Genomic DNA, 13834 nt, shown 5'->3' with positions numbered 1-13834 from the left:
CGGGGATGCGCGCGATACGCGGCTGCGGATGTCCGTGAGGTGGCTTCCCTTCTTTTTGACGAGGACAGTGAATGAACATCCGCTCGATATTCCGCCAAGGCTTTCCCGGCATGCTGCTGGCCGCATCGATGATTCCGGGCGGCGCATCGGCCGCGCCGTCGCTCGCGGGGGCGTGGACGCTGGTCGCAGCGGACGTGCAACATCCCGACGGTACGATCGGACGCGACTTTGGTGCCGATCCGAAGGGGCTGCTGCTGATCGACGCGCACGGCAACTATTCGCTGCAGATCTTCAGGTCGGAACGCCCGCGCTTTGCGTCGAACGACAAGGCGACCGGCACGCCGGACGAATTCCGGGAAGCCGTGCTCGGCTCGAGCACCCACTACGGCACGCTGACCGTCGATCCCGCGAACCACAAGCTCGCGTTTCACATCAGCAATGCGTCGTACCCGAACTGGGCCGGGCAAACGCAGACGCGACGCTATCAATTGAAGGACGGCGAACTGAGCTACCGCGTGCCGCCGCGTGCCAACGGCGACATACCGATCTCGGTGTGGCGGCGAGTGGATTGACGCGAGAGGGCGTCACAGCCCCGGCAACCGAATCTGCAGGCCGGCCGGGCGATGGTCGAGGCCATCCGTGACTGTGTATTCGGTTCTTGCTCCGTCCGAGGTGTGCCACTGCGGCATGCGGACTTGGCAGACGAGCACGTCGCCCTTCCCGAAGCTGATCTGACTGCTGTTCACGCACGACAGGAAGCCGGCGTACGTGAGCGCCGCGTGAATCGTCGACGTGCCGTCGTACAGCCGCCGCGGATGCCGGGTGCGATCCACCGGCCGCGGGCGATTTTGGCCGTCCGGCCAAAGCGACGTTCCGACGTGCCCCTGACGTACCGGGCACACACCGAACTTTTCCGATATTTTCCCGGTCACAACCGCCGGCGTGCGGGCGCGCCGGCGCCCGCACGCGCGTCCGGCTCCCGGTATTCCCCGGCCTGCCCCGTCCGATATCATTCGCACATCGCGCGCCCGCCGACCGCAGGCGCAGCACACAGGGATTCTCGATGGACACCAAACGATCGCGGCCGGGCCTCGCCGCCGCGCTGCTCTGGGCGGCGCTGTATCTCGCGACCGGCTACATCTCGCACCAGTTCAACGGCCCCGTCCGGCTGACAGGCTATATCTGGCTGCCGGTCGGCGTGACGGTCGGCGCGTTCATGCTGCGGCCGATGCGCGAATGGCTGACCCTGGCCGGCGCATTCCTGGCCGGGCAACTCGCGCTGAGCGTCATCGAACAGGGCAATCTGGTCAACGCGGTGCTGTTCACGGTCGACGAGGTCGGCGCGGCCGCGCTCGCGGTGTGGCTCGTCCAGCGCGTGCGCTTCTCGCTCGAAGGGCTGTACTTCCTGCGCTCGGTGATCCTCGCCGGCCTGATCGCGGGCGTGGTCGGCGCGCTCGGCGGCGCGGCCTGGTACACGGTGGTCAAGGGCGCGCCGTTCTTCGACGTGTGGTCGGTGTGGGGCGCGTCGGATTTCGTCGGCGTGCTGCTGGTCACGCCGGTGCTCGCGTCATGGTCGCGCTTTCGCGCGCACCGCTCGGGCGACCACGAACGCTTCGACCTGGTGCTCGGCATGGTCTCGTTCGTGCTGGTCGTGGCCGTCGCGCTCGTGATCTTCGACGGCGACACGTCGCGGAAATTCGGCACCGGCGCCGGCTTCGCGCTGACGTACATCCCGCTGTTCCTCACCGTCGCGGTGACGCTGCTGCTCGGCGGCCGCGCGGGCTCGTCGTCGGTGCTGGCGCTCGCGCTGATCGTGATCGAGCAGACCGCGCAGGGTGACGGCCCGTTCTCGTCGTTTCACGAGCACTACGGGAGTGCGCTGCTCGAGGCGCAGCTTTATCTGGCGGTCGCGTCGCTGCTGGTGCTGACGGTGAGCACGCTGAAGACGACGCGCGAACGCGTGCACGAGCATGCGGCGGTCCTGCAGAACAACATGGAGCTCGCGCTCGCGAGCGCCGGCCAGATCGCGTACGTGCTCGATCCGGATTCGGGGCGGATCGAGTGGAGCGGTGACGTCGAGCGCGTGTTCGGCGTCGGCGTCGATACGTCGCAGATCGCGAGCGTGCCGCTCGTGCTCGAACGCGTGCAGCCGGGCGACCGCGAGGCGCTGCGCGACTACTGGGATGCGGAGATTGCCGGCGAGGATCGCGCGTCGCTGTCGCTGCGTATCGTGCAGCGCGACGGCGGCACGCAGACGATCACCGATCACGGCGCGCCGCTGCTCGATTCGAATGTCGACGTGACGGTGGTGGCGGGCGTCTGGCAGCTCGAGCGCGTGTGGCCGGCGGCGGACGAATGAGCGGACGCGCGTCATGAGCGGCCGCACGGGCGTCCTGCTGATCCACGGGCTCGGCGGCACGCAATACGATCTCGGTTCGCTGCACAAGGCGATGCGGCGCGCGGGCGGCGATACGCACATGATCACGCTGCCGGGGCACGGCACCCGCCCGGAGGATCTGGTCGGCGTGCGCGCGGAGGCATGGCTCGACGCGGTGACCGAGCAGTATCGCGCGCTGGAAAACGACTACGACACGCTGCATGTCGCGGGCATGTGCATGGGCGCGCTGGTTGCGCTGCTGCTGTGCCACCGCGTGCAGCACGCGCGCGGCCGGCTTGCGCTGCTGGCCACGCCGGTGTTCATCGACGGCTGGTCGACGCCGTGGTACCGGGCGTTGCGGCATGTGCTGTACCGCGTGCCGGGTGTGGCGGAACGGATGCGTGTCGAGGAAGGCGATCCGTTCGGCATCAAGAACGCGACGATCCGCGCGATCGTGAAGAAGAAGTTCGAGCGCGAGGACAGTTTCCACTATGCATGGGTGCCGCTCGCATGCGTGCGGCAGGTCGACCGGATGCGCGACTGGGCGCTCGAGGCCGCGGCCGGCACGCCGTGCCCGACGCTCGTGCTGCATGCGCGCGAGGACGAACTCACGAGCCTGCGCTCGGCCGATTTCCTGCTGGAAAAGATGCCCGATGCGCGCGGGATCGTGCTGGAGAACAGCTATCACATGATCTGCGCGGACAACGATCGCGACGACGTCGCGCGCCACGTGCTCGAATTCTTCGGGTTCGATCCGGTGCACGCGGTGAGTCCGGCGATGGCGCGCAGGATGGGGCGGCTGGAGTCGTGACGGCCTGACGGCGGCTCACGCCGCTTCAGGCCGGCGTGCGATCCGCTCCCGGATTTCAGGCGACGCCAGGCACGTGGCCACGGCTTCGTAGCCGGGCGCACCGGGGTAAGGCGCCACGCGCGAAGGCGGGCTGTGATTGGCCGGGCACAGCAGCAGGGTTTCGTCAGGACCGACCGCCGACAGATCGAGGATCGCCGACGAGCGCGTCAGCAGGAACAGCGGCCGCATGCCGGCGGCGGCATGTTCACGCAGACGGGCAATCAGTGCCTGTTGCGTGGGCCGGTCGAGATCCTGTTCGATCATGTCGACGACCAGCGCGCGCGGGCCTTCGGCTTCGAGACTGGCGAGCAGCGCGGTCAGCGCTGCCGATGGCGTCGCGCCCCTTTCGGCGAGCCACGCCGATGCGTGCTCGACACGCGACTTCAATGAAGGATCGGCGTGCAGCGCGGCAATCGCATCCGCGCCGTCGTTTTCCAGCCGATCGAGGCCGACGAACACGGCGCCGGGCAGTGAGTCGGCGAGCCGGCGCGCCAGCCGCGTCTTGCCGCTGCCGAGCGAACCGATGATGTAGTTCAACGGGCGGATGTCACGACACTCGAACCATTCGCCGCCCCACGGCCACGGCAGGCTGAATGCCACGCCGGCACTGTTGGCGTCGACGATCCGCGTCAGCTCGCCGTCGGCCGGCATCCGGCCGCGTGCGAGGCCGGCGCGGATCGCGCGCACGCGGTCGACCTTGCGCACGAGATCCTGAATGCCGTGATCGAGCGCCGCTTCGTGAGCGGCCAGCGCGTCGTCCAGGCAGCGCGCGTCACCGTCGAGCACGCTTGCCACCTGCGCGAGACCGAGGCCGAGCGCACGCAGCGCCGCGATGTCGGCCGCGCGGGCGAGCGCGTCCGGGCCATACGCGCGGTAGCCGGCCGGCGTGCGCTCCGGCGTGACGAGGCCGTGCCGCTCGTACAGCCGCAGCGCCTTGATCGATACGCCGAGCCGCGCGGCGGCGGCCGATGCGTTCAAACGGGGCGTGGACGTGCTCATCCGTCACCTCTCTCTGCGGTCGATTCGTTGCGCTCAGCATAAAGGCGATCCCAAGGGCCGGGTCAAGCGCGACGGCACGCGAATCGATGAAACGCGGCCGCACCGACGTCGATCCGGTACACCCGTAGCGCGTTGTCATGCCAGATGGCGCGGCGCTCGGCGTCGGCGAGGTGCGTCATCGCCCGAGCGAACGTGCGCAGCAGCGCGGGATACGACACACGCAGCCCGGCCACGGGAAAGTTGCTGGCGAACAGGCAGCGCTGCGCGCCGAATATCGCGATCGTGTCGCGGATGATCCGCGCGTTGTCCGCGTCGTTCCACACGGCGTCGCGCAAGCCGAGTTCGGAAATCTTCACGGTCACGCGCGGCGACGCGGCAAGCGCCTCCATGCCGCGCCGCCAGTGCGCGAGCCCTGCATCCGAGCGATCCCACGGCAGCCCCGCATGTTCGAGCACGACGTCGACCTCAGGTGCATCGGCCAGCAGCGCAGCCGCCTCCTCGAGATGCCAGAACGGCACGCGCAGGTCCCAGCACAGGCGATGCGCGACAAGGCGTTCCAGCGCGGCGGGCCAGCGCGGATCGCGCAGCGTGCCCGACCCATCGACCGATGCATCCGGCGTGGCCGCGGTGCGCGGCTTGAAGCGCACGCCGCGCACGCGCGGCCATGCGGCCTGCTCGGCGAGCCGTTCATCCGCATCGCCAGCGAGCAGGTCGACCCACGCGACGACCGCCGACGGCAGCCCGTGCGACGCCGCGACCTCGTGCAGCCAGCGCGTTTCCGCCAGTGCCTCGTCGCGCGCCCGTTCGGCCTCGACGTGCACGCTGGCGACGATTGGCGCACCCTGCGCCGCGTGCCGCAGATCGTCCACCCCGAAATCGCGGCACAGCGCCGCGTAGTCGCCGAACATGAAGCGCGCCGGATCGTAGTCCTCCTGTAGCCACGGATAGTGCGCGCCCGCATCGAGCCGCCACAGGTGGTGATGCGCATCGACGAGCGCCTCCGGCATGCCGTCGCGCGGCGACGTGTCGCGCATGTCAGCGTGCCCCGGCGAGCACGTACGACGCATCGGGCTCGCGCAGCGTCGCCAGTGCGCCGACGAAACGCCACGTATCGAGATCGAGCTCGCGCACGTAGTCGTCCTGGAACGACACGTACGCGACGCGTCGCGACGGATGGAACGACAGCGCGGTCGGGTTCGCGGGCAGCGCGATGCGCTCGATTTCCTCGAGCTGCCGTGCATCGAACACGGAGATCGACCGCTCGCCCGAGTTGGTGAGCAGCAGGAGGTCGCGGCCGTCCGGCGCGGTCGTGCGGTAGATGCGGTTCGGATCGCTGCGCGTCTTCACGCGGCGGCCGCAGGTCATCGTTTCGGTATCGATCTCGACCAGCGTGTCGTCGCCGCGATTCGCGACGAACAGCGTGCGCTCGTCGCTCGACAGCGCATTGCCTTCGGGGCGCGGGCCGGGCATGACCGCACGCGGCGCGACCGTCGCGTCGCGCGGATGGAACTGCGTGACGGTATTCGACAGCAGGTGCACGCCGTACGCACGGCTCGCATCGCGCGTGAGCGTGACGAGGTGCGTCTTCACGCCGCCGGACGGCACGGCCATGTTCGGCACGGGCTGTTGGGTCGGCTCGTCGAACACGAGCAGCATGTCGTGCGCCTCGCTCATCGCGTACAGCCGGCCGTCGCGGTCGCTCGCCATCCCGTGCGGCCGGTAGTACGGCCACAGGTCGAGCATGCGCGTGTGCGTGCGTGCGGCGAGATCGATCTCGGCGATCCGGTGGTCGCCTTCATGGCCGCGCGACCACGCGGTCTCGATCCCGAAGATGCCGACGTACGCAAAGCGTTCGTTCACGTCGACGGTGAACTCGTGCGGGAAGTTCGGCAGCACGACGTGCTTGAGCGCGGCTTTCGTGTCGAGGTCGTAGAAGCTGAAGGTATGGGCGCATTTCTGCACCAGCAACAGGATGTCGTTCATGGTGAGTCTCCGTAATTTCGTTCGGTATCCCGCGTATCCGGTCTCAGTCCTCGCAGCGTTTCGGCAGCGTCAGCGCGAGCAGGCCGGCCACCGCGAGCGTGATTGCGAGGCTGTACACGCCGGCCGCCGCGCTCACGTGCTGGGTCAGCACGCCGACCGCATACGGGCCGCAGAAGCCGCCGAGATTGCCGAGCGCGTTGATCAGGCCGCGCGCGCTGCCGGCCGTCTCGACGCTGCAGAGCTTCGGCGGAATCGCCCAGAACACGCCGGCGGCCGCCTGCAGGAAGAAGCCGCAGCCGATCAGGAACGCGAACGATACGGCCATCGACGCATGCGTGAGCACCGACAGCGCGAGGCACGCGGCGAAGCCGACGAGCGGCAGCAGCACGAACAGGCGCCGCTTGCCGGTTCGATCAGACAAATACGACGTGACGAACATCCCGATCACCATCGCGACATACGGCAGCATCGCGAGCAGGCCGACCTTGCCCATCCCGGTGTGCGTGAGGTTTTTCAGCAGGGTCGGCAGCCACATCGTATAGCCGTAGATGCCGACCTGATAGCAGAAGTTGATCGCGATCAGCAGCCAGATCGTCGGGTTGCGCAGCATCTCGCCGAATGATGCGGCAGCCGGCGTGCCGGCCGCGCGCTTGCGTTCCTGTTCGTCGCGCAGCGCGTCGAGGATGTAGGCCTTTTCGCGCGGCGACACCCAGCGCGCGGTCTCCGGGCCGTCGTCGGCGAACAGCAGCCACACGACGAGGCACAGCAGCGACAGCGCGCCCGCACTGAAGAACAGGTGATGCCAGTCGTACGCGGCGAGGATGAAGCCGGACAGCGGCGCGGTGATCATGCCGGCGAGCGGCACGAACATGATGACCATCGCATTCGCACGGCCGCGTTCGCGGTCGGGAAACCAGTGGCTGACCATCGTCAGCACGACGGGCAGCATCCCGCCCTCGGCCACGCCGAGCAGGAAGCGCAGCGTCAGCAGCTGCCAGGTATGCGTGACGAGCCCGGTCAGCACCGACAGCACGGCCCAGCTCACGAGCGACCACGCGATGAAGGTCTTGCCGCTGCCGAGCGCCGCGCGCCGGCCGCCGGGAATCTGCAGGAACAGGTAGCCGAAGAAGAAGATGCCGCCGGCAAGGCCGGCCATCGTCGCGTCCATGCCGAGATCGGCGTTCATCCCGCCGGGCATCGCGAACGCGATATTCACGCGGTCCATGTAGGAAATGATGCAGGCGAGTAGCAGCGGCGGAATCACGCGCAGCCAGCGGCGGCGCGGAATCGCTTCGCCGGCTTCGTATGCCGGGGTGGCCGGGTTCAACGAATTCATGATGTCTCCAATATTGTCGATCTGCGGCAGCGATCTTCTGATGGACCGCTGTCACGCCGTGACGAATCCGCACGGGGCTAACCGCCGATGCGCAACGCAGGTACGCATTTCCCATCGGCGCGAACGTCTGTCCGGCTGCGCGGCGTGCGCGTCGGGCCGCAGCCGTGAAGCGCACACCGCAGGCGTCCGGACGTCTAATGCCCCCAGCGCAGCACGAGCGGATCGAGCCGCCGCGCCGTGTCGAGCAAGCCGGCGCGCACCTGGGGATGCAGTTCGGGCCACGGCGCGCGCGGTGCGTCGCACGCGATCACGCCGCCTTCGCGCATCAGCGCCTTCGCGGTCAGGAAGCCGGACTGGCGGTTCTCGTAGTTGATCAGCGGCAGCCAGCGCGCGTACTGCTCGACGGCTTCGTCGCGGCGGCCGGCGAAATACGCGTCGGTGATCCGGCGAATCCCGTCCGGATAGCCGCCGCCCGTCATCGCGCCGGTCGCGCCGGCATCGAGATCGGCCAGCAGCGTGATGCCTTCCTCGCCGTCCCACGGCCCCTCGATCGCATCGCCGGCGAGCGCGATCAGCTCGCGCAGCTTCGATGCGGCGCCGGCCGTCTCGATCTTGAAGTACGACACGGCGTCGATCTCGCGGGCGAGCGACGCGAGCAGCGCTGCCGGCAGCGCGACGCCGCTCGCGGGTGCGTCCTGGATCATCAGCGGAATGTCGAGGCCGTCGGCGGCTTCGCGGAAGAACGCGCGCACCTGCGCCTCCGGCACGCGGAACGTCGCGCCGTGGTACGGCGGCATCACCATCACCATCGCCGCGCCGAGCGCCTGCGCGTGCCGGTTGCGTTGTGCGCAGATCCGCGCGCTGAAGTGCGACGTCGTGACGATCACCGGCACGCGGCCCGCGACGTGCTCGAGCGTGGTGCGCGTGATCAGGTCGCGTTCGTTGTCGCCGAGCGCGAATTGCTCCGAATAATTCGCGTGGATGCAGATGCCTTGCGAGCCGGCATCGATCATGAAGTCGAGGCAGCGGCGCTGGCCGTCGAGATCGAGCGCACCGTGCGCGTCGAAGATCGTCGGCGCGACCGGAAAGACGCCCTGGTAGCGTGCGTGCATGGCGGGCCTCACTCGACGATGTCGAACTGGTCGAGGAACGCGGTCTTCAGCGTGAGGCCCAGGCCCGGCACGTCGTCGCGCAGTTGCACGAAGCCGTTCTCGGCCACCGGCTCGCCGTCGAAGATGTAATAGAACAGCTCGTTGCCGACCTCGACGTCGAACATCGGGAAGTACTCGCTCATCGGCGACGCGAGCGTGCTCATCGTCAGGTGATAGTTGTGCATCTGGCCCGCATGCGGAATCACCGGCACGCTGTACGCCTCGCACAGCGCGTTGATCTTGTGCGCCATCGTGATCCCGCCGACGCGGTTCGTGTCGTACTGGACGACCGACACGGCCTTGCGGTCGAGCAGTTGCTTGAAGCCGTACAGCGAGAACTCGTGCTCGCCGCCGGAGATCGGAATGCGCGTCAACTGGTTCAACTCCGCATAGCCGTCGATGTCGTCGGCGATCACCGGTTCTTCCAGCCAGCGCGGCTGGTATTTCTCGAGCTTCGGCAGGATGCGCTTCGCATACTCGAGGTTCCAGCCCATGTAGCACTCGAGCATCAGGTCGTTGTCGTAGCCGATCACCTCGCGGATCGCCGCAACCGACTTCAGGTTCTCGGTCACGCCTTGCTGCCCGTGCGCGGGCCCGTAGCCGAAGCGCATCTTGAACGCGCGGAAGCCTTCCTTCAGGTAGCGCTGCGCCTCGTCCTGCATCTCTCTCAGGTCGGTGCGGTAGAGCTTCGAGTAGTAGCAGGGGATCTTTTCCTTGGTGCGGCCGCCGAGCAGCTTGAACACGGGCTTGCCGACGCTCTTGCCGAGGATGTCCCAGATCGCGATGTCGACCGCCGAGATTGCCGCCATGCCGATGCCCTTGCGGCCCCACGCGTGGGTCGCGCGATACATCTGCTGGTTCAGGTATTCGTAGTCCCACGGGTCCTGGCCGATCACGAGCGGCGCGAGGTACTGGTCGATGATCACCTTCGCGACCTGCGGCGCGAGCGCGACGTTGCCGAGGCCGACGATGCCGTCGTCGGTCTCGACCTCGACGACCGTCCACGCATGGAAGCGGAACGTGCTCATCGTCTCCTGCGGCGCGTACAGCAGATCCATCGCGTTCGAGCAGAAGTTGCCCTGGGGCGGAACGGTTTTGCCTTTCCACTGGAATACGCGTGCGCGCACGGAACGGATTTTCATGATGGTGTCTCCGGTAATTGGTGTTGTCGGGTGCGGGAGGCGCGCGAACGTCACGCCGAAACGGTGGCAGTGCGGCGCGCGGCGCCCATCCGGCACGCGATCTGCAGCGCCTGCCAGGTTGCGCCGACGTCGGCCGTGCCTCGGCCCGCGATGTCGTACGCGGTGCCGTGCGCGGGCGTCGTGATCGGCACGGGCAGCCCGCCCTGCACGGTGACGCCGCGCGAGAAGCCGAGCAGCTTGATCGCGATCTGCCCCTGGTCGTGGTACATCGTGACGATCGCCTGGTAATCGCCGGCCTGCGCCTTCAGGAAGATCGTGTCGGCGGGGAACGGGCCGTGGAACGGCGCGTCGGTCGGCCAGTCGCGCGACTGCAGCTTGCGCACCGCCGGCTCGATGATGTCGACTTCCTCGCGGCCGCAGCTGCCGCCGTCGCCGCCGTGCGGGTTGAACGCGGCGATCGCCACTTTCGGCGCGGCGACTCCGTTCGCGAGCAGCGACCGGTAGATCAGTTCGGAGGCCTGCTCGATCCGCTCGACGCTCAGGTAGCGCGGCGCATCCTTCAGCGGAATGTGCGACGAGATGCGCGCGGTCCACAGCTCGCCGAGCGTGTTGAATTCGCAAAAGTAGCCGGTCACGCCGAGCGCTTCGGCGAAGTGGTGCAGCTCGTCCTCGTGCTTCAGCCCGCCGAGCTTCATCGCGTACTTGTTCAGCGGCGCGAAGCAGATCGCGTCGATGTGGCCGGCGAGCGCCGCGTCGAGGCACAGGTCGAGCACGGTCAGCGTCGAGCGGCCGCCGGCCGCGCCGGGCTGCCCGAGCGTGACGTCGGCCGGGGCGATCGTGTCGACGGCGACGAACGCGGCGCGCGCGGTCGAGCGCCGGCCGCGCGCGGCGGCGAGCGACGCGACGGGCTCGACGTCGACCGTCACGCCGGCCACGCGCTGGCCGGCTTCCCACAGCCAGCGATCGCCGATCAGCACGAGATTCGCGCGGGTAGTGGCGTCGGGGCGGGCGAGCAGTTTCGCGATCAGTTCGGCGCCGATGCCGGCGGGATCGCCGAGCGTCAGCGCAACGACGGGCAGGGGAGCGGTGGGCGAGGGGGTGGTCATGCGTGTCTCCGGTGGCGGCGCGTGGCCGTTTGTCTATGGGGTTGATGCTAGGTAGACGGAATGAGTCGGTAAATTGAAAACTCTTGATGAATCGATAACCTGGAGTAATCAGAGATGGGCTCGATCGACCGACGGGACTCGACCCCGCAGTTGCTGAACCGGCTGCGCATGCGGCAGATCGTGCTGCTGCTGGCCGTGGACGAGTGCTCGACGCTGCGCGCGGCGGCCGAGCAGATGGGCCTCACGCAGCCGGCTGCGACGAAGATGCTGGCCGAGCTGGAGAGCGCGCTCGGCCAGCGGCTGTTCGACCGTGTCGGGCGCGGGCTCGTGCTGAATCCGGCCGGCGAGCGCGTGCTCGGCTATTTCCGCGGCATCCGCGGCAGCATGGAGGCGCTGAACCGCGAGCTCGGCGAGCTGCAGCTCGGCAGCGCGGGGCGGCTGGCGATCGGCAGCATCATGGCGGCGTCGCCGGGGCGGCTCACCGAGGCGCTGGTGCGGTTGAAGGCGCGTTACCCGCTGCTGGCGATCGACATCGCGGTCGATACGAGCGACAGGCTGATGCCGCAACTGCGCGAAGGCGTGCTCGAAGTGGTGATCGGGCGCCACGTCGGGACCGATTGCGACTTCCGTGTGGTCGACGACGAGGCGCTCGCGATCATCGCGGGTCGCGACCATCCGCTCGCGGGCGCGGGGCCGGTGGCATTCGACGCGCTGCTCGATTACGCGTGGATCCTGCAGCCGGCCGGCAGCCCGGCGCGCGAGGTCGTCGAGCGCGAGTTCAACGCGCGGCATCAGCCGATGCCGCGCGGGCTGGTCGAAACGGGGTCGATCCTGACCACGATGAATCTCGTCGACCGCTCGCCGATGCTCGGCGTGATTCCGCTGACGGTGGCGCGGCGCAACGCGGAGCACGGGCTCGTCGCGATCGTCGATTACACGCTCGAACAGAAACTGCCGTCGTACGGCAGCCTCGTGCGGCGCGACCGGCCGCTGAGCATTCCCGCGCAGCAGTTTCTTGCGCTGTTTCACCGCGAAGGGGGCGGGGATGACGGCGGCGTGTAATGGCGCGGTTTGCCAGCCGAGGCGGCCGAGCCAGCCGCGCCGGCCGAGGTGGCCGAACCAGCCGCGGCAGCCGGGTAGGCCGGACCAGCCGCGGCAGCCACGCCGGCCGAACCAGCCAGGTCAGCCACGCCGGCCGAGTCAGCCGAGTCAGCCGAGTCAGCCGAGTCAGCCGAGTCAGCCGCGCCGGCCGGGTCAGCCGAATCAGCCGAATCAGCCGAATCAGCCGAATCAGCCGAACCAGCCGAACCAGCCGAACCAGCCGAACCAGCCGAACCAGCCGAACCAGCCGAACCAGCCGAACCAGCCGAACCAGCCGAACCAGCCAGGCAAACCGGGTCGCTCGCACGCCGCCGTCGCGGCACACGGTGACGCGAGACGGCGCCGCCGCCCGGACAGCCGACGCAGGCGAACCCGAAGCGACCCGCTTCAGTGTGCCGACGGCGCGGCGGGCGCGTCGGCGAGCGCCGGCATCGACGCCGACAGCGTGCGTTCCGGGCGAATCCGCAGCGCGGCGACGATGCCGATCAACAGCATCGCGACCGAGCCGATGAACGGCACGGTCCAGCTCCCCGTGCGATCGACGAGATAGCCGAACAGGATCGGCGACAGGATCCCCGAGATCGCGGAGCCCGCGTTCATCATCCCGCTCGCGATGCCGGCGTGGGCCGGCGCGATGTCGCTCGGTACGGCCCAGATCGGCCCGATCGTCAGTTCGAGGCACAGGAACGACCCCGACAGGCACAGCGCGACGCCGGCCGTCGAGTGCACGACCGCGAGCGGCAGCAGGCACACGAGCGCGCCGACGAAGCTCGCGACGATCACGCTCTGGCGCGACAGCGCGAGGTTGCCGGTCTTCCGGTAGATCCGGTCGCACAGCCAGCCGCCGAGCGTGTCGCCGGCCACGCCCGCGAAGAACACGCCGGACGCGAACAGCGCGGTCGACTTCAGGTTCAGGCCCTGGCCGTTCAGGAAGAACGTCGGCAGCCACGTGAAGAACAGCCAAGCGGTCCAGCCGTAGCAGAAGTAGACGAAGATGGTCGGCGCCATCCGGCGGAACAGCGGCCCCCACGGCGTCGGGCCGGCGGGCGGCGCGGGGCGCGGGCGGCCATGGCCGGCTTCGTCGCCGAGCGGATATTCGCGGAAGCCGACGATCCACCACGCGAGCCACACCAGCGTCACCGCGCCGATCACGAAGAACGCCGCGCGCCATGACAGCCAGGTCATCAGCGCGGCGACGATCGGCGGCGTGACTGCGTTGCCGAGCCGCGAGAACGAATGCGTGAAGCCCTGCACGACGCCGCGCCGCTCGCGCGGGAACCAGTATGTGATCGCGCGGGCCTGTGCGGGCAGCGTCGCGCCTTCGCCGATGCCGAGCAGCAGACGCGCGGCGAACAGCAGCCCGAGGCTGTGCACGAACCCGGTGGTGACGGTCGACACGACCCAGATCAGCCCGCAGCCGATCAGCGTGATGCGGGCGCCGAACCGGTCGGCGATCCAGCCGCCGCCGATCTGGCAGATGGCATACGAATACGCGAACGCGGAGAATGCGACGCCAAGTTCGGTATTCGACAGGCCGAGTTCGGCCTTGATCGCGCCGGCCGCGGTCGCGAGGTTCACGCGGTCGACGTAGAGGATGAATGACAGCGCGCACAGCAGCCACAGCGTGTGGCGCCGTTGACGGTGATCGTTAGGCATGTGTCTCGCTCCGGTGTCGTGCGCGGCGTTACACGGACCCCGCGTCGATTGGCGTAGCCAGCATCGCGCGCCGGGGAGGGGCCGTCTAATGAATCTTTTGGATAGGTTGATAACCTGAGGCATTCATTTCCGC

Annotated in this window: 12 protein-coding genes and 1 pseudogene; 4 read left to right on the top strand and 9 right to left on the bottom strand. The window is 68.6% G+C overall.

Annotated elements, in window-relative coordinates:
• Positions 1–71: 71 nt before the first annotated feature.
• Positions 72–572: a lipocalin-like domain-containing protein gene (locus HWX36_RS28855; protein ID WP_175956922.1), complete on the top strand. Its 501-nt coding sequence runs from the start codon at positions 72–74 to the stop codon at positions 570–572.
• A gap of 12 nt (positions 573–584) precedes the next feature.
• On the opposite strand, the pseudogene HWX36_RS28850 reads toward HWX36_RS28855, so the two are convergent.
• Positions 585–809 (bottom strand): annotated as a pseudogene (locus HWX36_RS28850) (hypothetical protein); the annotation flags it as partial.
• A gap of 254 nt (positions 810–1063) precedes the next feature.
• Between HWX36_RS28850 and HWX36_RS28845 the strand changes: the two are divergent.
• The gene (locus tag HWX36_RS28845) at positions 1064–2359 is read left to right on the top strand and encodes an MASE1 domain-containing protein (protein ID WP_175956916.1); all 1296 of its coding nucleotides are present in this window, start codon (positions 1064–1066) and stop codon (positions 2357–2359) included.
• 13 nt (positions 2360–2372) lie between these two features.
• Entirely contained in the window at positions 2373–3188 is an 816-nt protein-coding gene (locus HWX36_RS28840) for an alpha/beta fold hydrolase (protein WP_175956914.1), read from the top strand.
• A 15-nt stretch (positions 3189–3203) separates the two neighbouring features.
• On the opposite strand, the gene HWX36_RS28835 is transcribed toward HWX36_RS28840, so the two are convergent.
• The 7 genes from HWX36_RS28835 to HWX36_RS28805 form a co-directional block, all read right to left on the bottom strand.
• On the bottom strand, positions 3204–4226 hold the full coding sequence (locus tag HWX36_RS28835; protein ID WP_175956912.1) for a MerR family transcriptional regulator: 1023 nt from the start codon (positions 4224–4226) through the stop codon (positions 3204–3206).
• A gap of 62 nt (positions 4227–4288) precedes the next feature.
• On the bottom strand, positions 4289–5260 hold the full coding sequence (locus HWX36_RS28830; protein ID WP_175956910.1) for an amidohydrolase family protein: 972 nt from the start codon (positions 5258–5260) through the stop codon (positions 4289–4291).
• Between the two features lies 1 nt (position 5261).
• Positions 5262–6209: a YncE family protein gene (locus HWX36_RS28825; protein ID WP_175956907.1), complete on the bottom strand. Its 948-nt coding sequence runs from the start codon at positions 6207–6209 to the stop codon at positions 5262–5264.
• Between the two features lie 43 nt (positions 6210–6252).
• Positions 6253–7545 carry an MFS transporter gene (locus HWX36_RS28820; RefSeq protein ID WP_175956905.1) on the bottom strand — a complete coding sequence of 431 codons (1293 nt, stop codon included), beginning with the start codon at positions 7543–7545 and terminating at the stop codon, positions 6253–6255.
• Between the two features lie 194 nt (positions 7546–7739).
• Positions 7740–8657 carry a dihydrodipicolinate synthase family protein gene (locus HWX36_RS28815; protein WP_175956904.1) on the bottom strand — a complete coding sequence of 306 codons (918 nt, stop codon included), beginning with the start codon at positions 8655–8657 and terminating at the stop codon, positions 7740–7742.
• A gap of 8 nt (positions 8658–8665) precedes the next feature.
• Entirely contained in the window at positions 8666–9838 is a 1173-nt protein-coding gene (locus HWX36_RS28810) for an L-rhamnonate dehydratase (RefSeq protein WP_175956902.1), read from the bottom strand.
• A gap of 50 nt (positions 9839–9888) precedes the next feature.
• Positions 9889–10944 carry a 4-hydroxythreonine-4-phosphate dehydrogenase PdxA gene (locus HWX36_RS28805; protein WP_175956900.1) on the bottom strand — a complete coding sequence of 352 codons (1056 nt, stop codon included), beginning with the start codon at positions 10942–10944 and terminating at the stop codon, positions 9889–9891.
• Positions 10945–11058: 114 nt separating this feature from the next.
• On the opposite strand from HWX36_RS28805, the gene HWX36_RS28800 reads away from it, so the two are divergent.
• A complete protein-coding gene (locus tag HWX36_RS28800; RefSeq protein WP_175956898.1) occupies positions 11059–12006 on the top strand; it encodes a LysR family transcriptional regulator in 948 nt (315 codons plus the stop codon).
• Between the two features lie 426 nt (positions 12007–12432).
• On the opposite strand, the gene HWX36_RS28795 is transcribed toward HWX36_RS28800, so the two are convergent.
• The gene (locus tag HWX36_RS28795; RefSeq protein WP_175956896.1) at positions 12433–13701 is read right to left on the bottom strand and encodes an MFS transporter; all 1269 of its coding nucleotides are present in this window, start codon (positions 13699–13701) and stop codon (positions 12433–12435) included.
• Between the last annotated feature and the right edge of the window lie 133 nt (positions 13702–13834).

Origin of the sequence: Burkholderia sp. BCC0405, from assembly GCF_902833075.1 — a bacterium.
Lineage (GTDB): Bacteria > Pseudomonadota > Gammaproteobacteria > Burkholderiales > Burkholderiaceae > Burkholderia.
Note: the sequence above shows the minus strand (reverse complement) of the source record. Positions and strands in the feature narration are given on the sequence as shown.